Origin of the sequence: Microcystis sp. LE19-10.1B, assembly GCF_027530565.1 — a bacterium.
In the GTDB taxonomy this organism is placed as follows: domain Bacteria; phylum Cyanobacteriota; class Cyanobacteriia; order Cyanobacteriales; family Microcystaceae; genus Microcystis; species Microcystis aeruginosa.
Genome location: NZ_JAPZQM010000226.1, coordinates 1 through 24,629, shown reverse-complemented (window position 1 = coordinate 24,629; position 24,629 = coordinate 1). Strand labels below are relative to the sequence as shown.

Here is a 24,629-nt window from a genome sequence, read left to right as displayed (position 1 = left end):
ATGGTCGAGGGAATCAACAATAAACTTAAACTAATAAAACGGAGAGCCTATGGCTTGAGAAACTTTCGGAATTTTTGGGTTAGAAGTATGTTGTCTTGGCATCTTGTATGTTGATTTAGCATAAAGAGTAACGAAGAGCCGTTTCAATCCCTAATAGGGTTTAAGATTAATTGGAACTTTTGATTCTATTCTTGATTCCTTGACTACAACTGAATTGGTTTCAATCCCTAATAGGGTTTAAGATTAATTGGAACGATCGCCCTATCAGGAATTTACAATTTTTCCGATGTTTCAATCCCTAATAGGGTTTAAGATTAATTGGAACAGTTTTAGAAGTGGCTTTTTTATTTGATGCTTCGTTGTTTCAATCCCTAATAGGGTTTAAGATTAATTGGAACACCAGCTTAACTGATAAATTGCCGGGTCAAAAGTGTTTCAATCCCTAATAGGGTTTAAGATTAATTGGAACCTGATTACTTGGCCAGTGTTCTAGTAGAAAATCGACGTTTCAATCCCTAATAGGGTTTAAGATTAATTGGAACTCGTTGCCAGTGCCTCTTTAAAAGGCACTGGATGTTTCAATCCCTAATAGGGTTTAAGATTAATTGGAACCTTTTTCAGGAAGCTGATACTCAGGTCAAAGCAAGTTTCAATCCCTAATAGGGTTTAAGATTAATTGGAACTTTTCTTTATCAAAATAATCCTTCCGGTACACACGGTTTCAATCCCTAATAGGGTTTAAGATTAATTGGAACTATAGAAAGCATAAACAAGTTAGCATCTGTTTTTGTTTCAATCCCTAATAGGGTTTAAGATTAATTGGAACCTTACCTCGATTAAGCTTCGGGCGATCTGGCTTGAGTTTCAATCCCTAATAGGGTTTAAGATTAATTGGAACTTTTGTCAATACCTTAAAAAAACTTTTTCTAAGAGTTTCAATCCCTAATAGGGTTTAAGATTAATTGGAACCATAAGATGAAGTGGCATTAGGAGAGCAACACATAGTTTCAATCCCTAATAGGGTTTAAGATTAATTGGAACATTATACTCCCCCCCCGGTGATTGCTGGGGAAAAGTTTCAATCCCTAATAGGGTTTAAGATTAATTGGAACTGGAACAAGCATTAACAAGCCATAGCTATTCCCCCTTTTTGTTTCAATCCCTAATAGGGTTTAAGATTAATTGGAACTTGAAAATCACCTAGGAGGTATCTGAGGGGGAAAGGGCTGTGGTTTCAATCCCTAATAGGGTTTAAGATTAATTGGAACCCGAGACGGTTTGCACCACGATGATCCCGATACGATCGCGGGTTTCAATCCCTAATAGGGTTTAAGATTAATTGGAACTAGTCAAGCAAATCTTTAAAAATAGCTGCAAGTTGTTTCAATCCCTAATAGGGTTTAAGATTAATTGGAACAATTATATGTCCGATGGGCATTAATCCTTACCTACGGTTTCAATCCCTAATAGGGTTTAAGATTAATTGGAACAATAAACTCCCCAGCTACTGTAAAACCTCTTACATTAGTTTCAATCCCTAATAGGGTTTAAGATTAATTGGAACTTTTTCTCCTTTTAGAGCGCCCTTTTCGCAAAAGTTTCAATCCCTAATAGGGTTTAAGATTAATTGGAACTATTGTGCAGACTTAGGCGGGGTTTCTACTGGAAAGTTTCAATCCCTAATAGGGTTTAAGATTAATTGGAACCCTAAATTCTCCCCTTCTTCATCAAGGTATTCTGCTTGTTTCAATCCCTAATAGGGTTTAAGATTAATTGGAACTTGAGAGCATCAGTTTTTCCATCGGCAAGCCACAGCCGGTTTCAATCCCTAATAGGGTTTAAGATTAATTGGAACTTGAGGGTGATCCGGTGGAGTTGGCGGTTAAACGGTTTCAATCCCTAATAGGGTTTAAGATTAATTGGAACTTGCCGCTTGATCACAGTCGATCCAAATAAAGCCTCGTTTCAATCCCTAATAGGGTTTAAGATTAATTGGAACTGGTAGAAGCGGCTGCCGAAGCCAATATGTCTCCGTTTCAATCCCTAATAGGGTTTAAGATTAATTGGAACGGGATTAAGTTAACTGGAAATTTGGAAATACAGAGTTTCAATCCCTAATAGGGTTTAAGATTAATTGGAACTGGTGTAACAACTAGAAATTCGGAATCTGCCGGTTTCAATCCCTAATAGGGTTTAAGATTAATTGGAACCGCCCAGTGGTAAAAGCCGTACGCTATGGGATTTTCAAGGTTCCGTTGCGCCGCACCCGCAATAAACCCATTGTACAGCAAGTGACCCACTTCTTCAAGAACCCGCAAAACCTTACGGGATAAGGTGCGCCCCGCGTTGGAAAGGAAAATCATCTCGAATCTATATTCCATAAGCTTTTCAGCCACCAGATAATAGTTAAGGATTTTTACAGCTACCCGGAAGCGCAACCGAGCTAAACAAAAAAAATTGTATTATCCCGGGGTAACTCACCACCGATGCGTTCCACTTTACCCCGACAACAGGCGCAGAGAAAATAAAAGCGGATGCTATCGGTATCGGGTTTGATCAACTTACTCAAGCGCCCGCGCAGCTTAGCGTACTGGGTATCGGTTAGATCGCACTCAAAAACACTATACTGCACCCGTTGGCCGTAGGACTTTAACGTATTGTGAATTTTGGTTCGTCGCTTATCGTCGGAAATATCGTAACTGACAACAAAATACATGATCGCCTCTATCTACTTTAAAATCAAAGGTGGATACTTATCCGTCTCGTCCATGAGATATTTCGCCATTAGTCGGGCCTGAATCTCGAAAGCTTCTTGATAAGTACACTGTTTACCCATTACCGGATGCTTAAACTTGGATTGTTTCTTCTGTTCGTACAAGCGCAGGAAAATCTGTAATCCCTCTCTCGTCAAGGAAACCGCACCGCTTAAGGGTTCGGTGGTGAAATGTTCGGGGGTAAGATAAGGATGATTGACCCCATTGAGAACCACGGCATCAACGACGATCGCTCTAAATTCTTCCATCAGATCTAGTGCCAGCGAGGGGCGACCGTAGCGTTGATAGTGAAGATAACCGAGATAGGGGTCAAAACCGACCAAATTGATCGCACTCTGCACGTCATGGCGCAATAACGCATAACCCAGACTCAAAAGAGAATTGACCGGATCTCGCGGGGGGCGACGGTTACGCGAGGTAAAGGTAAAAGTATCGCCGAGAATTAAGGAATCAAAACAACTGAAATAGGCTGCGCTTCCGGCTCCTTCTAAACCCCGGAGAGAATCGATCGCCGAGGTTGTTGCGATCGAGCCGATCGCTGCTTCCAAACAAGCGATCGCCGTTTGTAAATCCAACTCTTTTCGATCTCGTTGACGACGGAGTAGAATGTTGCGGTAATTCTTCAGCTTGCCGCGGACGAATCCCCGCACTAATTGAATGGCTTTCGGAGAATCGCCGGCGGCCTGCCATTGCGCTCGACGAACGAAAATATTTTTGGTCATCTCCGGTTCCAATCTACCGAGATAGCGTCCGGTGGATGTGACGAAACTGAGCGGAATATGACGTTCCAACAATTCGATCACCAATGCGGGAGAAACTGAACCCCGTCCGAAAATCACCACTCCTTCCACGTTCAATAGAGGTACATCGAGGATCGTTTCCTTGGATGCTTTGACCGTTAAACGCTCGTCATTTTTGCCGAGAAATGCGTCTTCTCTTGTCACATATACCGTTCCCATATTTTTTAGTCTTCCTCTCGATATCGTTGGACTTTTTCGGTTAATCGGGGCAAGCAGCGATCGAACAAACTGCATCCCTTGCAGCGGGGAGAATAGACCGCCGGGGGCATTTTTCCCGTCTGGATCAGGGTTTCAACTGCTCGGATCGTAGCGATCGCCCGTTGCCGTAGAGCAAGATCGATCGCCACCGGTTGACGCTGGTGAGAACTGGCATAGTAGATATAGCCGGTATCTAGCCTTTTTCCAGTCATTTCTTCCAAACACAGAGCTTGAGCGCACACCTGCAACTCGTCGTTATCCCATTCGCCTTTACTGCCCCGTTTGTATTCCACGGGGATAAATTCGCCATCCTGGGACTCGATCAGATCGGCTTTACCGATGAGACGGTAATTATCTGATTTAAGCCAGATCGCCCGAATTTGCCATATTTCCTCGCGGGTTGCCGCCCCGACGGTGTGAACTCGCTCGTGTAAATTTGTTCCCTCGATCGTGTAGCTATTATCGAGAAATTCCCCGGCGACGAACATTCTCCAACAACGGTGGGGACAGTAGGCGTAATGGTTGAGAGCGGCGATCGGTATGTAATCAGATTCATCCATGGCTATCTTTTCTCCTTAGCAATTCTGCGAGTCATCCCCATTCCCATGGTGGTTTTCCGTCCCACTCCCGCATAGAGGGCAAAATCCGCCAGTACATTAATCGCTTTAATCTTTGCGGGTTCCACCTCTCCCAAAAGACGATAGTGAATCTCACCCACACAACCGATCGAATGGTTTTTATAGGCTTCGTCGGCTAATTTCGTTTGAATATCGAAGAAACTGGGGAAAATCGACTCTAGGGCAATAGAATCGAAGGGGATACCGCTATAGCGATTCCAACGACCGAGAAGGCTATTAAACACCAGTTCCCGCGTCGGTAAGGCACTATCGAATTTTCCCTGCCGGAAGGTGACGGGGGTAGCGAAAAGGAAATTAAATTCCCGATTCGTTTCCGAGGCGTTTTCATACAGGTCTTGATAAGTACAAGAGTTCGCCCAGGGTTGAACCGATTGCGGGGTGGCGAGGACGCTAGTGATGACGAGATCGGCGGAACCGAGATGCCAGGGTTGTTTTGGATTGAGATTCAACCAGAGCGAAGTTAATTTACCAAATAATCGGTCATCGAGCAGAGAAATCCGCCACCAGCAGGGAGTTTCGGGGGCGATCTCCCGTTCGTGTCGCCACTGCGGGGAATTTATCGTTTTTCCCCCGGATTGCATCTGTAGTGGCGATAAGGTGAAGGCTTTATCTGCCTCGGCTGCGTGTAGAATGTTCCCTAATTCCTGATCAACACTACTGACAAGGGTAAGGAATAGCGCGTGAAGGTGTCGTCCGGTGAGAAAATTCGGATAGATCGGCGATCGGGGTGTGAGATTGAGAACGAGACTGTAGGGCATTAACTTAATCGGGCCTTGGCAAAAATTTGTCTGGGGGTTAGGGTTAAATCGGGAAGGAGAATATCGCTAATTTCGTCATCGCCTTTTTTAATCGCCGGGGGTGCGTCGGGATAGAAAATTGTGATCTGCTTGGCCCGGGGATCGACGATCCAGACGCGACTGACTCCCGCTTTTAGGTAGTCCACGGCTTTTTCGCTCAGGCTGCTGAAGGATTGTTCCGGAGAGATAATTTCGATGACTAATTCCGGGGGAACGGGACAAGCTTCATCGGTGAGGGGAATATCTCCTAACCTTTCCGGGGAAATGTAGAGAAGATCGGGAACGGGACACCAATCTCGATCGTTTTTGCTGAGAATGATTGCCCATTCGATTCCCACTTCTCCCCGTCCTTGATTCCAGCGATCGAGTACGAGAAATAAAGCACCAGTTAAACGAGAATGAAAGAATTTCGGTGACATTTTTGCGATCGCTTCTCCATCGACTAATTCATAGGTAATATCGCCATCGGGATCGGTTAGCGAGAGAAATTCTGGTAAAGTGAGGGATTTAGAAGATATAAGAGTCATGGTCAATTTTCAACCGAAGCGATAGGACAATCGAGCGGGAATTTTCAGATCGGGGCGATCGCTTATAACGAGACTGTAGGGCATTAAGTAGCTGGTTATAATTAAATTAAAAATGGACTTTAGCTTCGATCCCCCCTGCCCCCCTTGATAAGGGGGGTGTCGATCCCCCCTGCCCCCCTTGATAAGGGGGGTGCCGATAGGCGGGGGGATCCCCCTTAATAAGGGGGGCATCTGATGATTTTTAACGCCTACCTACTTAACTTAATCGGGCCTTGGCAAAAATTTGTCTGGGAGTTAGGGTTAAATCGGGGAGGAGAATATCGCTAATCTCGTCATCGCCTTTTTTAATCGCCGGGGGTGCATCGGGATAGAAAATCGTGATCTGCTTGGCCCGGGGATCGACGATCCAGACGCGACTGACTCCCGCTTTTAGGTAGTCCACGGCTTTTTCGCTCAGGCTGCTGAAAGATTGTTCCGGAGAGATAATTTCGATGACTAATTCCGGGGGAACGGGACAAGCTTCATCGGTGAGGGTAATATCTCCTAACCTTTCCAGGGAAATGTAGAGAAGATCGGGAACGGGACACCAATCTCGATCGTTTTTGCTGAGAATGATCGCCCATTCGATTCCCACTTCTCCCCGTCCTTGATTCCAGCGATCGAGTATAGAAGATAAAGCCAGAGTTAAACGAGAATGAAAGAATTTCGGTGACATTTTTGGGATCGCTTCTCCATCGACTAATTCATAGGTAATATCGCCCTCGGGAGCGGTTAGTGAGAAAAATTCCGGTAAAGTGAGGGATTTAGAAGAGATAAGAGTCATGGTCAATTTTCAACCGAAGTGATAGGACAATCGAACGGGAATTTTGAGATCGGGACGATCGCTTATTTGGTAATATTCCCCGCGCATTCTCACATTACGGATTAAACTAACGGGAGGCATATTAATCACATCGTAGCCAATCACCTGATGGGTAAACATAACATCGAGAGGATTTAAAGGATAGGGATAAATAAATAAATCCTCTTTTTGTTTTGATAGGGAAAGTTCTGTCAGTTTTACTTCCGCTTTACTCATCCATTTTCCCAAACGAATCCATTTAGGAAGTTGTAGGGGGTGATGGGAAATGATAAAACATTCAAAAACACTTTCGGGAGCGATTTCTTTTGCTCTGCCAAAACTGGGAATATTTTTCTGGGTTTTTTCCATCTCCACATGATAGTTATTATTGGCATATTTCCAAGTATTGAGAACCGCCGTATGAACGATCGCCCGTGCGGGAGTGACATAAATTTTCTCTTCGTTAAGAGGATTTAAATGTTCTTGGTACTGGGGAATCTGTTCGGAACAGAAGTAACGATAACTATCGCTATTTACCAATCCCAAAGCATAACAGAGCGCGTAATTATGAATTACGGGTTCGCTTTCGTAGAGTCTGCCGATTTCACGGGTTGCGTAATAAAGACTATCGTGCAGTTCTAATTGACAGGAATAAATATGTACCATAACTCTTTAAAAATTGCGAGGATATAGGGTGAGAAATTACTCACCCTACTGAAATTTACGGTTTTTGAGCGGCTGGTTTTTTCTCGGCGATATGTTTCTTAGCGTAGTCTTTCGCTTCTTTATCCGCTTGATTTAGAATCGATAAAATTCCTGCTTCCGTAGCCGTGAGAGTTTTCACCTCGGTTAATAAAGGTTGAAAATTTTCCCCGATAAAATCGGTATGAACGATAAATTCTTCCGCCATTAATGCTTGTATTGCTTCGGTGGCTTTTTCCATAACTAAATCCTCATCTAAGGGATCGATCGAGTGTAATACTTCATCGGGAAGGCGATCATATATTGCCTGTGTCCAGCGCAAATTACTAACAATTTCCCCATCGGCAAAAATAACACCGATAAGCTCATTTCTTACCCGTCCCGTCCGGGTAGTTTGCGCGCCGTAGTGACGGGTACGCAGGATGTTATTAAAAACGTAGAGAAAACTTGCTTCTGTCGGATCTTTGAGCGTGACAATACTAGGGAAAAACACCTGCGGACGAATGTGATCCTGCTGGTTAATTCGGCTAGTCACTTCCCCTACTTTTGTGTTATTTTCTCCCTTCGATGCCATAGTACCATTCTCGTAGGGAGCGTTTAAAGTAAAACTTTCATGGGATTCATCAAAGGGTGTGATCGAAAAAGCCGTATCTACTACTACTTTCGATTTTTCTGAACCCGAATCACCGATAGCAAAACCATAAATAATACAGTCGGGGTTATTCATGGCAAATTTTACATTGTACTCACATTCTTCGGCGGTAATTAATTTGTAGTTTCTGAGTAATTCTCGACCGACTAGGCGTTCTGGAGTTGATTGCTTACGTTTAAACATCGATAAACGACTAATCGTTTTTTTGCTATCAATTCCCGCACGAACACGAGCTTTATTTAGGTCTCCATCTGTTTGAAATAAAGGATAAGATTCTGTGACTCGAATAGTCAAAAAGTGAACGTATTTTCCCATCGGTTTGTAGGGAATCTCGCCATGAAAGAATTTAGGATCGAGGGTTTTCAGTAAAGACATGGTAGGTACTCCTTGAATTAATTATTGTTTTCAGAATCTTCATCCACAGTTTGACCCTGGGCTTTTAACTCTTGATTTTCTCTGTCCTGTTCGAGACGGTAAAGAAATTCGCAGGTATCGCGAAGGAGGTTTAATTGTCTGCCAGCTAGACGCGCTCGATCGCCCTTAAAAGAACCCTCGAACACATCGATCACAAAATAACGAGCAAAAGACAATATTTTCTGTCTTTCCTGTTCTCGATCGGATAAAATCCAGCGACCTTCTGCTGTAGAAGCATGAACCCGATTCATTAAGCTGGCCACTTCCGCCGCTACTACAGAAACTAGGGCTTCTCCCTGATACATTCCTGCTTTGAGAATCGTATCGGCGGCCACATCTATCGGTTTTAAAACCGCGTTTGCTTTCGGGTTATATCGTTTATTAGCTCGATAGAATTGACGATACAATTCGGTTAATTTTTTCGGGTGATTTAACGGGGATTGCTCTTCCATATTAATTGTGAAATTAGAACGGTGAACTTCTGTAACGTAAGGATCGAAACAAGGATAAAAATCGTAGAGATACAGAGCGATTCGATTAGCGCTCGGTATATCGGCATCTTTGCCCCGTTTCCACTGTTTAAGGTAATGAAAAACATAGAGAGGACTGGTTTCTAAATTGATAGCGAGTTCCGTTAATTTGCCCCAATTGGGGTCATAACCCGTCTTACCCTGCTTCGAGTTCACGTCTAAATGAATAGAATAGGCTGCGGTTAGGGTATTTAAGGGGGCGGAATATTTTTTTCCGTCATTATCTTGCCATGGGTTCAAGACTCGATCGAGACGGAATCGATCGCGTCGAGTTAAGGACCGGATCGCTTGGGGCGCACTGTCGAGAAATACCGTCTCTTCAAATTCCGCACCGTCGCGATAGGGAGGAATAGGAGACTCAGAAACCACCGTTTTGACATCTAAAATCATCGGGAAAGCTAATCCTAACCATGCCGGCATAACCCAGGATTCCGTATCGGTGGGATTGCGGCCCGGAGGTAGGGCTATAAAATAAAAGGTTAGGGGTTTATCTTCGGGATAGGATAGTTTAAAAGTGCGGTCTTTTTTGCCATCTTCCTCCTCGTTAATTGTTTCCTTTTTCTGCCTTAATTTTTCATCGATCAGGAAACTATCAACACTCTGATAACGGGTTCGATCGAAGTTAGCGACCAGATCCTTATCGACAAAGTGCAACTTTATCGAGCTATCAAAACGAGTTTGAGCGATGTTAGCGTAGGCTTTTTGTAAAAAACTATTGGTTTCGGGAGTAAAATAATAGGTCGGGTAAAAGTACAGATAGCGATATTTGCCGTCCTCGAAACGTTTTCCTACCGCTTGGGTTTGATTCATAAGAATCTGACGCAACATCATTTCCGTTCCCGCGATACTGGAAATGTTTCGTTTGGCGTTCGAGCCTGCCAGCATTTGTTTATTAGTATAGACTTGGGGAGTGAAAAGAACCGCCGATTCCATCTGTTCGCTGACACTATAGGGAGAATGGGAGATCGAACAGAGAAGTTGACGGCCGCGACCTTGTTTTTTAGCGGCGTTGTAGTGGTTTAATTCTTTCTGGAAGATTTCGATCGAGTGGGCCAATTCCCGACCGGGTAACTGCACCACTTGATTAACCCACTCTCGCAAATCCTCCCAACCATCGGGTAAGTTATATCCCGCAACTATGGCGGCGATTTTTGCGGCGAGAAAAGCGATTAAATCTTCTGCAACGGGTCTAATATCCTCGATTCCGGGATGCTGTTTCAGGTATTGCGCCGCTAGATAATACCATTCGTAGGGAACCCCTCCCGTATTGCCTTTCAGTTTGAGTTCTTTTAACGATTCATTAATACGCTTGATCGCTCGGATTTGTGGCAGATAATTTTCTAGATTCCAATAATGTGCGATCTCGCTAATTAAATCTAAATCCGGCGGTGCGGGTAAGTTTTTCTGCAATTTTCGCGCCTGTTCGATTTTTTCCAAGCGATCGCCCCAGATTTTCCGCGTCACCACGTCCCCGAATTCCGCTAGGCGATCGATGCGGATATCATTTTCACAATGAAAATCGTAATCCGTCGGTAAAACGCCCTGTTGTTGAAATTTAATCAGGTTTTCGCCGCGACTTCGGGCCACGGACGCTTTATTATCACCGAGGATGCGAAGGGTGGCGTTGAGGGCAGCGCGCATTAACCCAGCATCGTCGAAAAATTGGCTGTAGTAATCTGCGTATTTCATCCCCTTGCCATCTCTACCGAATCCCGTTTGTTTACGCTGTAATTCGCCGCTACAGAGGGATTTAATCGTGTCCACCACTCGATTCGGTAAGGTTTCTAGGGACACTTCTGGCGCGTTTTTGGGGGCGATATAGACAACTCCCGTAGGCAAGTAAAGTAAAGGCTGATAGTCTAGTTCTTGATGTGCTTCCATCACCGCGTTATTAAGTACGTTCGTTAGTACCCCGCGGTTTTCGGCGATGCTGTGGTAAGTGAATTTTAGTTCCCCATCGCTGAGGCTGTATAAAAGGTCTTGTAACGGAGCTTTTTCCGCATCGTGGGGGTGTTTAATAATGGAAGCCAAGCGATCGGCTAGACAGGCAAGATCGGTTAAACTTTCGAGAGCGCTATTGTTTAAGCGAGTATTTAACCCATCTTCCGAGGTATTTCGATCAGTATCATTCCGACGCTGGGCATTTTTAGCGATGTATATCAAATCATCAAGATATTCAGTCCATTTTTCTGGTTGATCGGAAAATAAAAAGCGATCTAATCCTAATTCGGGAACCAATACTTGAAAAATCTCTCGATGTTCCTCTCGTGATAGTTTGCGGATATCTCGATCGAAGTCCTCGTTAATCTCGATATATTTCGCCGGCATCCCGGGAAAAAGCGAGTAGCGGAATTTCTCGAAATCGTGGAGAATAAACCCAGCGATCGCCAACCTGCGCTCGCATTCCTTTACTACCCGTCGAACGGTAGTATTGAGTTTTTCTAGTCGTTTTTCGATGAGATTAGCGGGAAATAATCCATTAAGTAAATGAGTATTGAGAGATTGATCTCCTGCATTATCCCGTCGAACTTTGCCTTTTCCCTCTAATTCCCGACGGCGATCGATTTCCTCGAAGAAATTTCCTCCTTTTGCCGTTACCCCGATCGCTAATCGGAGTAAATTGGGTAATACCATTTCGGCAAAATCTGCCATAACTCGATCGTCGGGGTTTTCGGCTCGAATCGCCTCCCGTAGGAGTTTTAGGGTTAGCAGTTGGCGAACGGTTTCGACTCGGCGATCGCTTACCGATTCGCTAATTCCTAAATCTTCGCCAGAAAGAGATTCTAAATCAATATCCTCGAACTCAAAATCCAGATCTTCATCGTCAATTTCTGTAGTGTTATCGAATAGATTTAACTGTCCCGTTTCCTCTAATTTTTTTTGTTTTTTAGGCATCTTTCACCTCTAGAGAGTCTAAATAGGGCTTGCTGAATAAATGTGAAATGTAGGCAAGATAGGGGTTTTGTGGCTGTTCTCGCGAAACAGGTGCAAGATTTTGAGAGAATCGTGCTTCTAAACCTTGCGTCTTCATCGGCCCGCGTCCTGTAGGGGCGAAGCATTCGGGCAATAACTTATCGGTGAAACCGGAGATTTTCTATCCGAATGCTTCGCCCGTACTTTTTGCCGCAAACCCTAAATAGTCGGTAATTTGTTTGAGATAAAATCGCCTCGTATTGTCGATGCTCTCTGCGCGCTCTAGAACCGAAGAGAATTAATAGTTTTAAATTCGGTATTTTTTCCACAGTCGTGGTTATTCTATTGACTGTATTGATAATTTTCAATTCTTTCGTATTTCTAACCATTTTCTGCCTCCAAGGAATCTAGATATTGAACGATCGAGCGTTGGTAGCGGGGATAATCTCGTAAAATATTAGCGATCGAGGAATGAACAATATCGGGATCAATTTTCTTGTATAAGTGTACGAGTAAGTTTCTTAATTTAATAGACTCGGCCAGTTGAACGGCTAGGTGTTCTTCTAAGATTCCCAGTTCTACGATTTGAAATAATGCGTCGCGAGCATTATTCGGAGACTCGATATCTAAACATTTTAAAATCTGGTAATTGATATCGATGCCAGTTTGAACGATAAGCTGAATTAACCTTTCTATGGCTAATTGACGTTCTCTTAATGTACGATAATCCTCTAAGGTGATCGAACCGTACTCGCTAAGTTCGGCGAGGTATTGATTCATGAGGTTTAATTCGTCTATCGCAATCAGAGGTTGAATAGCATTTACACTCCTTTTTCTCGTAGAGAAATCTCTAGATTATTCCGTAATTGACGGTATAACGCTTTCGATTCTTCAGGATTCATGAGAAATTTTTCTTTAAATCCCTCGAATAGTCCCGTTTCCCGTTCGTATAGAAGTTGACCATCCCGCGCGACATAGTGAGCGAGGATCGGCGAACATCCTTTTAAATCAATCACATCAATTTTGTCCTCGGGAATCTCTAAAGCTTGTTCGAGCAGTGAATAAATCTTAAACTGGCTCGAAATATCCTTTCGATTGCTTCCTTCCTCGTATAGCACCGCGAAATCCCAATCGCTATCGGGTCGATGATCGCCTCGCGCTCTAGAACCGAAGAGAATTAACATTTGTAAATTCGGTAGCTGTTCGGCGAGCGGTGTGATTTTATCCGCTAGGTCAGTCATATCTTTTCTTACCTATGTTTATTGAGAAAAGAGAGGGAAGCGAGGTTTTCCGTAACTGCAATCACAGGAGTTCGGGGCAGGGGAACCTTGAAAAATATAATTCTTAAAGAAGGCAAGTTCGTTTGAACGAAGCTTGAAGCCGTGCTTGCCTTACGATAAGACGATTATTCAAGGTTCCCGTCAGTCGCTAAACCAGCCATAGATTTATCTTTGGGGGTTTGAGAGTACATACGCCTAAACTTAATGTCGCAAGCTACTTAGTGAGGATGCTTCCCTACTCTTGCAAGGAGCGGGGCTCTTCTGGTTTCTGTGTGGAAACGAGGTCTATACTGATAGTTTATTTAACCAAATAGTCCTAAAAGTCTTTCCCAGTAAACATTTCACGATTTCATAAGCAAAAATTATCACACAAAGTCGAGAAGAGCCGGAGCGGGTCGAGAGATTATCACGACTAGAGGGATAATCGCCTCGGTTATCGCGTCTGCTAGGCTGAGGTCAGCCTGTACTCGAATGTGTTGTGAGCTATCTTTCGGATCTCGATAGAATAACCTTTCCGGCGAGCCACGAAAACGGTATGCCCGAAACGAAAACTCACTTTAAACGCAAGTTCGTCCGCGGGGTGCCATCGACCGTCCGCGAGGACTGCCAGCAGTTTTTGAAGGTTAGTCGCGCGCTTCAACATGATCACCTCCTTTGTAAGCTAAACGGCGCTTAACCTGCATGATCCAATAGCTATAACCCTTTTGGAGTCTATATCGGTGATCCGAAGTAAAAGCCGTTTAGCTTATCAGCGAATTCAACATCTTAAGTTTAGCGAGCGCGATAGCACAGCGATCAATTTTCTAGGAAATAAGTTGTAGACCTATTCAACGATCACTAAGCGTAGACTTATTCAACGGGAGACCGGTATCATAAGGATCGGGAATCACTGAAAAGCCGCTCTAGTTCTCCATCCCGAATCCCTATCAGGGATTGAAATGAATAAGTCTAAACTTACTGCCGTAAGCTTTTTCATTCAGAGCAAGCTTTAATCCCTATTAGGGATCGCCTAAAAACGTTGCCTTAAGCGATTTGTACTTGAAATATCGCTTTTAGGTCGAAGCTATTCTATATTCAAATCGCTCGCGAGCGATCTCTTGTTTTTCTATTGAATATCCCTTTCGGCGCATCTCGAAAATTGTCTGACCAAAGCGGGAGCCTACTTTAGAAGCTAGTTCATCCGCAGAGTGCCACTGACCGTCACTAAGAATAGCGAGCAGTTTTTGAAGTGTGCCTTCTTCTTGGTCGCGTAACTTCCACGTTTCTCGAACATATGATTGTAACTCTTGCAATCGTTCCGGGCTAAAATCCGAAACCCACTCCCCTCGCTCGTAAGATTCTAGTAGCTCTCGTTCCTCCGGATCGAGGTTACTGATATCGGTTCTCCGAGCGTGTAAGGTAGCTGGATCGAGTGAAGCATCAAAAGAGCTTGTATCGTTGGTTTTCATGTTGAATCACCTTTTTTAAGGTACTTTTTCGTAGCTTTTCGAGATGGAATGATCGTTTTTAGAAAAATTTCCGATTCGTTGACGACGTAAGGAACTTCGTAGGCATAATCATTCAGCTTGACAATGAGAATTCTTTGATTCGGGTAACGCGCTCGATTGGGATGAACTTTATCGTCCAATACCTCTCCTCGATAGATAGCTTCCTCTACCATCTCGAAAGATAGATACCGCTCTCGTTGTAACTGCTCGTTTTTTTCTTGATTCCATCTTACTCTTTTCATCCTTTGAAGCTAAAACACTCAATTGTTCCGTGTCAACAGATCCACACCTCACCCCCTTGACCTTTGAACCGATGAGCGAGAGTATCCAACAACAAAGCCGATTGACCGATCGCTATAGAATAGGGTGACAGGGGAAAATGAATACTACTCTCGTCACTAATCGGATAAATACCGAAGTGCATCGGTAATTGTAAGCGTTGGCGAACTGCGGCAACGGGATAGGCAAGAACGAAGCTAACCAGAGCCTGATCCCGTAACTCCCGACTAATTCGATCGAGCCAAGGATTATCCGGTTGCCAAACACCGATTCCCGTCAAAACCTGTACTTTCCACGCGGAGGCAATCTCGCCTAAATCGCCGTCGTAGGTAAAGCGCCAGTTTAACCGTTCCTCTCGATATCCCTTTAAATTCAGAAACGCGAGACAATAATCGAAACGTCTGCGCGCGATCGGTGTTTTCGTGGCCTCGATCTGGCGCTTAAACTCGCCTTTTCTCCACACCTCCACCTCTAGATTACCGAGAATACTGGGTAAATCGTAGGTTTTAAAGCGATCGCATTCCTCCAGTTCCGTCGAATCGTATAACCCGCATAATAACGGACTCGACCCGCGAAAACTAGACGCATCCTCGAAAATCGGATTACCGCTTTTCCCCGATAACTCCTTCCATTCGTCGGCCCATCCTTTCACCCGACCGGCGACCCGTTTTAAACTGGTATCGAAAACCTCCTCGCATTCCTGTTGAAACTTCTGGCGACTTTCCCCGTATTGGGATTTGATCTTCGGACTCCCTAAATTCCACCAGAGTTGAAATGATTGTACCGCTCCCCAACGTTGGTAATAACCCTCGAAATTATTGATATGACGGTAGTTACTCTTGATGGCCTCCTGTAGCTGAATTCGGTCATACCGTTCCCCGACTTGTAACGGTGCGTCTTTCTTCTCGAATAACCGTTCTAGGAAAAATTTCGGAACCAGAGCGATCGCTGTGAAGTTAGTAAATTTTACCGCCGTTCCCTTTCGATCGTAGCCGCTGTGACGGCCTAAACGGCCGAAACGTTGAATAAAATTTCCCGCATCCGACGACTCGAAAATGAGAAAATTAATCTTGAAGTCCACCCCCACATCGATGGTACTCGTTCCGATCACCAGATCACGATTTAACGATGCCAACTTCTCCCGCGTTCCCGAAAGACCCGTATTTTCCCCCACTGTTAAACCGATAGTCGCCAATAATTCTCGGAAAATCGGCAGCAGACGTTTAACCGAAGCGATCGAATTGAGAATAATCGCGCCCTTGCTGCCGGGGTATCGCTTAAAATAGTCTAAAATTCGCTCTTTATTTTCCTTCAACCAATTTTCCGAAGTTTGAAAACTCGACGGTAAAGGAATAAAAGATAGCTCGATTTCCGAGGTTACTTGTCGCCATCCCCTTTGAGCGAGGGAATTGGCCTCTTCTGGGGTATCGGGAAACCGGTATTTTCCTTCTCTTACCGGGTCGATCGATCGATAGCGAAACCCCGCTTTATCCAATCGTTTTAGTAAACCCTCGTCGGGAGTCGCGGACAAAAACAGGTATCGTTTCCCACGATTGGCCCGTCGGATTAGAAGCATGGTATTGATAATACTGGCGACCTGTGGCGTGCCGAAAACGTGAAATTCATCGAATAGGAAGAGATCGAAATGTTTATCGATCCGGTTCCATAGCTGATCGGGGTTATCGTAGGGGGTTAAATAGGCCCCCCGATGCAGATAATGGAAAATATCGGGGTTAGTTAAGAGAATTTCCGACTGTTTCGATCGAGTCTCTAGAGCGATCGCTTTCGTTTTCCCATCCCGTTCGGCGTACAATTCCAACTCGGGACCGGTTAAAAGATTGACCCGGGGTTGATCCGTTGGTTGAAATCGTTGAATATATGCCTCGATCTGACCCCGCTGATCCCGCGCCAGTTCGTTGGTTGGGTAGAGTCCCATAATCGGGAAATATCCTTGCAAAGTTCGCAGGTAGGCCGCTAGACTTTTCCCGTCCCCCGTCATGGCCGTATTGAAAATCACATCGACATCGGGATTGTTGAGTGCTTTCCACGTCTCCACCTGATGCCACGATAACCGCCATCCTTGCGGAACCTTGATCCCGTCTGGTATCTCGTCCGCGGGACAGGAATAGACTGGCCTGAGCGTTACTTGATAATTTACCATGAATTTCTGTCCGTAATTCCTTGCTATCTTCCATACTAACCACGATAATAGGGATGGACAAGTACCTTAACAGAAAAAGTGTCCGTATATTTATAAACTATGAGCCGGATAGGACAATCAATCACTTTATCGGTCAGTGAAAAAGAAAAACAGTCCCTAGAAATCCTTGCCAGTGAATTTGGGCTATTTTGGGGAGATAAACCGAATATATCGAAGTTAATCAAAGAAATTGCCCGTAATAAGCTTAAAATCGCTCCTAATCACGACTGGAAGCCCGATCGCTTGCAGATGCTCCAACAGGCGATCGATTCTCTCATCGATGCTGGGCAAATCCCCATCGCCCTAGAACTAACTAAACTACTATTAGAACGGAGCGAACTGCCGGGACCCTTACGCAAAGAGCTAGAAGACCGCCTCGATAATCCTCCCCCACCATGGCGGTTAGAACTCGATCGCTGCATTCTCCGACAACAACCGTTTCAGTTATCCTATCAGGATGCCGGCGATCGAATCTGGCAATTCCATCTTTACCATGCCGCTATCAATCGTCACGAGGATCGCTTATATCTCGATTGTTGGTGCGAGGAAACCGAGGGAAATCAAGATATTTCCGAACTACAGCATAATTGGAGTTTACGGCTCGATCGAATCCCCAGCGATTCCTTAATTACCCCAATCCCTAGGGGCAAATGGCGCAATCAGCTTGATAGTGTGTCGGCCGAGTTTCAGCTATTCGATGGATTAGCTCGATCGTACCGGACTAAAACCGCTATCGATATCGCCAACGAATTGATCTCGAACGATCCCCTCGTCCGGCAGATTACCCGACAGGTAACGAGTAGCTTCTGGTTTTTCCGCGAAATTCTCCCCTACGGAGAAGATTGCTTGCTGATCTCCCCGGAAAAAGTCCGCAAGCGTTTCTATGACAAGTTGCAGCGGCTTTATCGGCGCTACGAGTCCTGAAAAGATTTTCGTCGCTGCTCAATCAAGGCATGAAAACTCACATCTGATAACTGATCACTGACTGCCGATTACTGATTTGACATTTGGGCGGTGATTACGGTGAGATCGATCGCCCTTTCCCCCCTTCTGATTCTGAGGGGTAAAGATTGACCGATTCCAGTTTTTTCCACCATTTCCTGTAACTGACCGCCATCGCTAACCGGTTGATTATTAGCTTTAACAATCACATCCCCGCGACGGATCCCGGCTTTTTCGGCGGGGGTATTGGGTAGGACTTTCACCACCAAAATTCCCGACACTTCCGGGACGATCATGGCAGAATTGGGGTTTTGATTATTAGCCTGGGCTAAATCGGGAGTTAGATTAACCATCTGCACACCGATATAGGGATGGGCCACCTTTTGACCTGATTCTAGGGTCGCTTGTAACTGCTTGGCCCGGTCGATGGGAATGGCAAAACCGATGCCCATGGCATCGGCACGAATCGCCGTATTGATGCCGATGACTTCCCCTTGGGCGTTGAGTAAAGGACCGCCGGAATTACCCGGGTTAATAGCGGCATCGGTTTGGATAAAATCAATGCGTTTATCGGGAACACCCGCCTTAGCCGCCGAGCGCCCGATCGTGCTAATAATTCCTAAAGTTACCGTATTATCTAGACCGACGGGATTGCCTACTGCGATCGCCCAGTCCCCCACTTGTATGGATGCGGAATTGCCGAGGACGGCTACAGGTAAATTTTCCCCTTGGGGATTAATTTTCACCACGGCTAAATCAGTGATCTCATCAGTGCCGCGTACTTCTCCTTTGAAGCTACGACCATCTTTTAAAGTTACCGTTACCTTATCGGCATTATCGACCACATGGGCATTAGTTAAGATTAAACCACTGCCATCGATAATAAAACCCGATCCCTGGCCAGCAACTCGCTGCTGGGTGGGAAGACGAAACTGTTCCCCAAAAAACTCCTGAAAAAAAGGATCATCAAAAAAGGGGCTATTGGGACGAGTAATGATCGCTTCGGTGTCAATTCGCACTACTGCCGCACCCGTGCGCGCCACTGCCTTAGCGACAAAACTTTCCGCCGTCATCTCCGGGGGAATTCTGGCCAGATCGGCGGCAGTGCTGGGCAGATTTTGAGCATTTACCGCCGCTAAACTGCTAAAACCGAGCATAATTCCCAGAAAAGTTGCTAAAGCGTGGGTAATAGTTCGCCGTAACCCTGTAGGAAGTTTCATACTTTGATCTCTGAATTCTGATGTTTTGACTGTTTCTGTCTATCGGTTCACAGACCGACTATTAAAAATCTAACAAATCGATCGCTCCGATTAAACTAAGACGCATCTTAACCGCCTATCCTTAGATTAGCTGCCCCCCCCCCTTGCCGCCCCTTGCCACCCCTTGCCCCCCCGATGTCGGGTAGGGTTGGGGGGTCTTGTCTCTTGTCTCTTGTCTCGTCTCGTCTCAACAAGCAATTTAAAGGCGCGGGCAGCTTAAACCAATGAGTTGACACCAAATCCGTCTGCTGGCGGATTTGGTTAAGGTTTGCCGTTAACTAGGGCTGGCTGAATAAATCTAAAAACCTTGTTGGATAAGGCTTTTAGACTTTTTTGACCTCAAAAAGTGCCTACCATTGGAGTGATCGGGGGTAAAATTCCTGGACTTTTTCCCTGAAAATTAGGTAACTGACTACCTCAAAATCGGTAAAACCCTACACCCCACACCCCACACCCCACACCCTGCCCCCACGAAAAACTTTTTCAGCAGACCCTAACTAATCTCTGATCACTAGGGGCGATTGCAGGGTAATATTTAAATCTCGATCGGGGTTAACAGAGTATAACTGCACGGAACTACCACCGACAATTCCCGCCGCCGGTAAGCCCCATCCTGCAAGGGTTCCCACGGCTGCCCCCGCTAAGACATCGAGAACTTCGATCTTGCGATCGCCCGTAAGAGCAGCGATCGCTGTGGCTGCCCCCGCACCGGCGAGGGTTCCCCCTAAGATATCTTGAGTTTTTGCCCCTTTACGCAGGGTTTCAGTGGTAGTAATTAATCGCGAAGTAGCATTGAGGGGAATGGTGCGATTGCCCCCATCAAGGCGAATTTCATCGGCAATAAACCGCACACCTCGGCCGGCTGCTTCTAAAGTACCCTTGACTTCACTTCCCGCTGCAATCACCACAATCCCATTGCGGTTACGAATATCTCTGGCTACGGTTAAAGTCAGAGGAATAACATCACTTTTAGAAACTAAAATTTTATCGGCTTTCTCGTAATTCAAAGGGATAACTGTTCCCACCGGAATCGAGATTTGTTGAGCGATGAGACGTTGCCGATTAATATTACTTTGAGCGAGGACGGGAAAAGTACCGGACATCGACCCCATGAGCAGGGTAATCAGTAAAGCTGTACTGGCTCTAGTAACAGGATTCATAGACATAGCGGTTATCCTCTCAAAAAACAACAGTGAACTTTCTCTGTTTCTAGATTATTTTTTTCTGTCTGTCATGTCAGTCCCCTCAACAGGGAATTTTTTCTCTCTCTATAGGGAAAAAAGTGGAGTGGGGAAAGTTTCCGCATTTTGTCCATCGACCGCAAAAGAGAGCCGAAAAGCCTAGAATAGTAAAAAACCTCGGATTGCCATCGTCTATGGAACTCGCTGCCGGAAAAATCCTTAGTCATCGCTACCAAATTATCCGTCAATTGGGAAAAGGGGGATTCGGACAAACTTTCTTGGCCTGCGATCGCCAGTTACCCAATCAAAATCGCTGTGTGATCAAACAATTTAAACCCCAGTGCCAGGATGCCGAAACTGTAGCCATCGCTAGACGACTCTTTGAAACCGAGGCGAAAATCCTGCAAGAATTGGGCATTCATCGCCATATTCCCTGTTTATTTGCTTATTTTGAGGAAAATGGGCAATTTTTCCTCGTGCAAGAATACATTGAAGGGGAAGATTTAGCCACAGAAATTACTGCCGGTGTCTATAGGCAAGATGAAGGGAAAGTGGTGGCTTTATTAACAGAAATTCTCTCAATTCTCGAATTTGTCCATCAGAAACAGGTGATCCATCGCGATGTTAATCCCTTCAATCTTATTCGTCGCAGCCAAGATCATCAATTGGTTTTAATTGATTTTGGTGCTGTCAAACAAATTAGCACTCAAGTGGTTAAAGAAGGTAAAACCGTTTCTACCATCGCTATTGGTACCCCTGGTTATTTCCCCAGTGAACAGGCCCAAGGTTATCCGCGTTTTAGTAGCGATATCTATGCCACTGGTATTATTGGATTACAAGCTTTAACCGGTAAAGAGCCCGAAGATATTCCACTGGATGCTCGCACGGGGGAAATTCTCTGGCAACATTTGGCCATGACTAGCGCCGAGTTTAGTTATGTTATCGAGCGCATGATCCGCTATGATTTTCGTCAGCGTTATACCAGCGCTGGTGAAACATTAATCGATCTGAGAAAATTAGGGAAAATTCATCATCTCGCCACGAAAACTACCCAGGGGGTGAAACCTCAAGGTCCGATTGCTCGTCCAGGGAAATCTTGGCTAACAAAAATCCTGGTTGTCTCTGGGACAATTGGCTTAATAGCGGGCGCTTATCTGGGTTTTGATTATTGGCAAAATTCTCGTAATTCTCTTGATTACTATCAACAAGGTCAGACTTTTTATCAACTCAAACGCTATACTGATGCCCTTAATTCCTATGGTCAAGCCTTAAAAATTAATCCCGATTATCTTGAGGCATTGCAAGGAAAAGCTGATGCTTTATTAGCTTTAAAAAGATACTCGGAAGCTTTAAATACCTACGAAAAAGCTATTCAAATTAACCCAGATTCCGCTTGGCAAGCTTGGCTCGGTCGCGGGCAAGCTTTAGATAAGTTAGGCAAAAATCAAGAGGCTTTGGAAAGTTTTGAGCGGGTCTTATCTCTTAATCCTGCCGCTAGTCAAGCTTGGCAAGGTAAGGCCGATATCTATCTAGAACTGCAACAATATTCCGCCGCCCAAAAAGCTCTTGACAAATTGTTAACTTTTCAGCAAAATGATGCCAAAACCTGGTATAAAAAAGGCTGGTCATTACAAAATATTGAGGATTATGAAGGGGCAGTTAAAGCCTACGATCAGGCTCTAGCGCTCGAATCGGATAATGCCTTAATTTGGTATCAAAAAGGTAATAGTTTGTATCAATTAAATAAAATTAATGATGCTTTAGAAAGTTATAGCAAAGCCGGACAATTTAATCCCCAATTTTCCCAAGCTCACTATAGTCAAGGGATTATTCTGCAAAAATTAGACCGCAAGTCAGAAGCTTTGGAGGCATTTACTCAAGCAACTAAAGCCAATTCTAATTATTATCAAGCTTGGTTAAATCAAGGGGCATTACTTCATCAAATGGAAAGATTTCAAGAAGCGATCGCATCCTACGAAAAAGCTCGCCGCATTTCTTCCCAAAAAGCCGAAGTTTTTATCGGTATCGGTAACGCTTGGTATCGTTTAGGCGACTATTCCCAAGCCATAATCGCCTATCAACAGGCGATTCAAAGACAAAAAGATAACCCCGAAACCTGGAAAAGTTTAGGCAATAGTTGCTTTAAACTCGGTCAATACGAGCGAGCGATTCAAGCTTATCAAGAATCACTTCGTTATCGTTCCAATGACCGAGAAGTGCAAACACAAAAACAACTGGCAGAAACTCGCTGGCAAGAACTTCAGCAATCTTCCCAAAACCAAACCCCCAAAGTCGATAATGAGGAACAGGTTCCCTAACTTCCGCTCTTTTTCGGCAGCTTTATCGCTTTTTGCCGGTATTTCTCGGCAATAGTTCCCGTCCTTGATAAAACTGTTTTATCAGTTCTCCCAAGCGCCAATAAACTGCCACCATAAGGACAGTTAATGCTGTCAGCACTGTCACGGGAAGGAGGGCCGATTGACCGAAAATTAGGGCTAAAAGTGGTAAAGATAGACCAAGAACAATAGCGATCGCTATTGTTAACCCCCGCAGACGATTAATATTTTTTAAAGCCCCTTGACAAACAGCACAATTTTTGGTATGGGAGTGATAGCGTTCCAGGAGAATCTCTTTTGATTGTCGGGGGGGAAAAGGTTGACCGGCGAAAGGATCAGCTTGGTATTGATTAACCCAATTGCGATACTCAAACACGAATAAATCCGCTTTGGTAGGGAGATAACAAGCTTGACTAAAATTCCGACTATCCCCCTGAGCTTGCAGATAACGCTCTTGATAGTAGAGAAAAATCTGATCATCTTCAAGAATAGCGTTTTGATTGATGTGGGAATACCAAGTGGGGGTAAGCTTAATGAAGAATTTCGGCAGTTTAGAGTTAAATTTAAAGGGAAAACGAGCAAAGAGACGACATTCTCCCTGACGGATTGGAGTTGCATAGACAGCTGTTAAAGTCCGTCCGAACTTTTCCGAGGTGAGATCGTGGTAAATGAATCCGGGGGCGATAAAATTGCTGTATTGTTGACCTAATTTACCTTTACGCGGTCCTTCGGGCCAAATTCCCTTAAATCCCTGACGATTGGACTCGATAATTTCTAACTCCATAGGAGCGGCATTGGCCCGATTACCGATGGTGAGATGATGGGTATAGGGAACATGACTAGAATCGATAATATTTTCGATTAAAGTGACGGCCGAGTAGGGTAGATCTCGAAAGGTATCCAAACAAATCCAAGCATCGGCATCCTCCTCCATGGGTTCAATAATTGGAATCGCAGTCAGGGGAGCATTTTCGGGATTACCCGCATAAACGAATAATAATCCCTGACGGATAGCCGTGGGAAAAGAGCGCACACAAGCGCGTCGAGAGGTGTTAGCTTGACTGTTTTCCGGTTGTTGGGGAATAAATTCACAGTTTCCTCCCCCGGAAAAAGACCAACCGTGATAGGGACATTCTAGATGTCCGCTTTCGTTAAGACGACCTTCTGAGAGAGGAGCGAGACGATGGGGACATTTATCCTCGAAAACTCGCCATTCTTGCTGATTTTTGTCCCACCAAATCACTAAATCCTCTTCTAGTAGGGTAAAGCGTTGGGGCTGCTTTTTGTCTAAATCTTTGACGTAGTAGATAGGATACCAAACTTGACGACAATCAAAGCGATCGATATCTGTTCCCCCGATGGGATAGGTAGCAGTGCTGCTCAACATAAATTTTAAAATAAGTTAACATTTCTCCTCCAAAATCTAACAAATTTAATCGACAAAAGGGGACAGATGCCGGTATCTGCTGGGGAAACAAACACTGGCACTATATTTTGGGGTGATAATTAAAGGGTAGTCTCCCATGGATAAAGCAAGAATGGGAGAAGGATCAAGATGAAACTAAGGGGAGTTTACCAGAATGTCCGGAGAAACCGTCACTTATTCCCTAGAAACTGTCTTAAAGGATATCAAAGACAGCGTTAAGGATGTTAGTCAAAAAATAGATAATCTACAAAGGGACGTTAATCAAAAATTTGACAAGATTGTTGACATCCTCGCCGCCGTAAAACGGACGGCGATTCCCAAACCTCACGATTTAGGTTTCTGCTTCTTTCCCGAAGGATTTTTCGCACCTGCCTTAACAGATTTACTCTGTTCTGGTCTTATGGTCGCTCTACAGACTGACACCGCAAGCCCTGCGGCCAAAATATTTTTACT

At 44.7% G+C, this 24,629-nt stretch carries 20 protein-coding genes, 2 pseudogenes and 1 CRISPR repeat array; of the genes and pseudogenes, 3 read left to right on the top strand and 19 right to left on the bottom strand.

The annotated features are described in order from the left end of the window. Positions 1–114, top strand: a 114-nt coding sequence (locus O9332_RS08260; RefSeq protein WP_071824397.1) for a transposase, incomplete at its 5' end; no start/stop codon positions are given. A 26-nt stretch (positions 115–140) separates the two neighbouring features. Further along, positions 141–2,210: a CRISPR direct-repeat array (repeat unit 37 nt; unit sequence GTTTCAATCCCTAATAGGGTTTAAGATTAATTGGAAC). A 233-nt stretch (positions 2,211–2,443) separates the two neighbouring features. On the opposite strand, the gene cas2 is transcribed toward O9332_RS08260, so the two are convergent. From cas2 to cas3, 15 genes and pseudogenes are all read right to left on the bottom strand, one after another. Further along, positions 2,444–2,716, bottom strand: a complete 273-nt coding sequence (gene cas2, locus O9332_RS08255) for a CRISPR-associated endonuclease Cas2 (protein WP_002742874.1) — start codon at positions 2,714–2,716, stop codon at positions 2,444–2,446. 12 nt (positions 2,717–2,728) lie between these two features. Further along, the gene (gene cas1d, locus O9332_RS08250) at positions 2,729–3,733 is read right to left on the bottom strand and encodes a type I-D CRISPR-associated endonuclease Cas1d (RefSeq protein ID WP_002762272.1); all 1,005 of its coding nucleotides are present in this window, start codon (positions 3,731–3,733) and stop codon (positions 2,729–2,731) included. Positions 3,734–3,738: 5 nt separating this feature from the next. Continuing rightward, entirely contained in the window at positions 3,739–4,332 is a 594-nt protein-coding gene (gene cas4 / locus O9332_RS08245; RefSeq protein WP_002762270.1) for a CRISPR-associated protein Cas4, read from the bottom strand. 2 nt (positions 4,333–4,334) lie between these two features. Further along, entirely contained in the window at positions 4,335–5,168 is an 834-nt protein-coding gene (gene cas6, locus O9332_RS08240) for a CRISPR-associated endoribonuclease Cas6 (protein WP_002762268.1), read from the bottom strand. Next, complete coding sequence (locus O9332_RS08235) at positions 5,168–5,734, bottom strand: Uma2 family endonuclease (protein ID WP_002762267.1); 567 nt, start codon at positions 5,732–5,734, stop codon at positions 5,168–5,170. Before O9332_RS08235 ends, cas6 begins: the two co-directional genes overlap by 1 nt. A gap of 256 nt (positions 5,735–5,990) precedes the next feature. After that, on the bottom strand, positions 5,991–6,557 hold the full coding sequence (locus O9332_RS08230) for a Uma2 family endonuclease (RefSeq protein WP_002762265.1): 567 nt from the start codon (positions 6,555–6,557) through the stop codon (positions 5,991–5,993). A gap of 9 nt (positions 6,558–6,566) precedes the next feature. Beyond that, positions 6,567–7,241 (bottom strand): type I-D CRISPR-associated protein Cas5/Csc1, encoded by a 675-nt coding sequence (cas5d, locus tag O9332_RS08225; RefSeq protein ID WP_002762264.1) that lies wholly within the window; start codon positions 7,239–7,241, stop codon positions 6,567–6,569. 55 nt (positions 7,242–7,296) lie between these two features. After that, the gene (gene cas7d, locus O9332_RS08220) at positions 7,297–8,304 is read right to left on the bottom strand and encodes a type I-D CRISPR-associated protein Cas7/Csc2 (RefSeq protein WP_288024844.1); all 1,008 of its coding nucleotides are present in this window, start codon (positions 8,302–8,304) and stop codon (positions 7,297–7,299) included. A 17-nt stretch (positions 8,305–8,321) separates the two neighbouring features. Next, entirely contained in the window at positions 8,322–11,768 is a 3,447-nt protein-coding gene (cas10d, locus tag O9332_RS08215) for a type I-D CRISPR-associated protein Cas10d/Csc3 (protein ID WP_288024841.1), read from the bottom strand. A gap of 281 nt (positions 11,769–12,049) precedes the next feature. Next, positions 12,050–12,175: pseudogene (locus O9332_RS28355) on the bottom strand (type VII toxin-antitoxin system MntA family adenylyltransferase antitoxin); the annotation flags it as partial. Further along, positions 12,168–12,566: a type VII toxin-antitoxin system HepT family RNase toxin gene (gene hepT / locus O9332_RS08205; protein WP_002791882.1), complete on the bottom strand. Its 399-nt coding sequence runs from the start codon at positions 12,564–12,566 to the stop codon at positions 12,168–12,170. The pseudogene O9332_RS28355 and the gene hepT, both read right to left, overlap by 8 nt. Positions 12,567–12,607: 41 nt before the next feature. Then, on the bottom strand, positions 12,608–13,027 hold the full coding sequence (mntA, locus tag O9332_RS08200) for a type VII toxin-antitoxin system MntA family adenylyltransferase antitoxin (protein ID WP_288024834.1): 420 nt from the start codon (positions 13,025–13,027) through the stop codon (positions 12,608–12,610). 1,091 nt (positions 13,028–14,118) lie between these two features. Further along, entirely contained in the window at positions 14,119–14,514 is a 396-nt protein-coding gene (locus tag O9332_RS08195) for a hypothetical protein (RefSeq protein WP_272081674.1), read from the bottom strand. Beyond that, the gene (locus O9332_RS08190) at positions 14,511–14,795 is read right to left on the bottom strand and encodes a BrnT family toxin (RefSeq protein ID WP_272081673.1); all 285 of its coding nucleotides are present in this window, start codon (positions 14,793–14,795) and stop codon (positions 14,511–14,513) included. Before O9332_RS08190 ends, O9332_RS08195 begins: the two co-directional genes overlap by 4 nt. Positions 14,796–14,827: 32 nt before the next feature. After that, positions 14,828–16,993, bottom strand: coding sequence for a type I-D CRISPR-associated helicase Cas3' (gene cas3 / locus O9332_RS08185; protein ID WP_288024831.1), 2,166 nt, complete (start codon positions 16,991–16,993; stop codon positions 14,828–14,830). Between the two features lie 99 nt (positions 16,994–17,092). On the opposite strand from cas3, the gene O9332_RS08180 reads away from it, so the two are divergent. Continuing rightward, complete coding sequence (locus tag O9332_RS08180) at positions 17,093–17,956, top strand: helix-turn-helix transcriptional regulator (RefSeq protein ID WP_288024828.1); 864 nt, start codon at positions 17,093–17,095, stop codon at positions 17,954–17,956. A gap of 68 nt (positions 17,957–18,024) precedes the next feature. On the opposite strand, the gene O9332_RS08175 is transcribed toward O9332_RS08180, so the two are convergent. Both O9332_RS08175 and O9332_RS08170 read right to left on the bottom strand, forming a co-directional pair. After that, positions 18,025–19,194 carry an HhoA/HhoB/HtrA family serine endopeptidase gene (locus tag O9332_RS08175; RefSeq protein WP_002762245.1) on the bottom strand — a complete coding sequence of 390 codons (1,170 nt, stop codon included), beginning with the start codon at positions 19,192–19,194 and terminating at the stop codon, positions 18,025–18,027. 536 nt (positions 19,195–19,730) lie between these two features. Further along, the gene (locus O9332_RS08170; protein ID WP_002762243.1) at positions 19,731–20,399 is read right to left on the bottom strand and encodes a hypothetical protein; all 669 of its coding nucleotides are present in this window, start codon (positions 20,397–20,399) and stop codon (positions 19,731–19,733) included. Positions 20,400–20,608: 209 nt separating this feature from the next. On the opposite strand from O9332_RS08170, the gene O9332_RS08165 reads away from it, so the two are divergent. Beyond that, a complete protein-coding gene (locus O9332_RS08165; protein ID WP_002762241.1) occupies positions 20,609–22,732 on the top strand; it encodes a serine/threonine-protein kinase in 2,124 nt (707 codons plus the stop codon). Between the two features lie 22 nt (positions 22,733–22,754). On the opposite strand, the gene O9332_RS08160 is transcribed toward O9332_RS08165, so the two are convergent. Both O9332_RS08160 and O9332_RS08155 read right to left on the bottom strand, forming a co-directional pair. Beyond that, entirely contained in the window at positions 22,755–24,137 is a 1,383-nt protein-coding gene (locus tag O9332_RS08160; RefSeq protein WP_002762239.1) for an aromatic ring-hydroxylating dioxygenase subunit alpha, read from the bottom strand. Positions 24,138–24,500: 363 nt separating this feature from the next. Then, positions 24,501–24,629 (bottom strand): annotated as a pseudogene (locus O9332_RS08155) (RNA-guided endonuclease TnpB family protein); the annotation flags it as partial.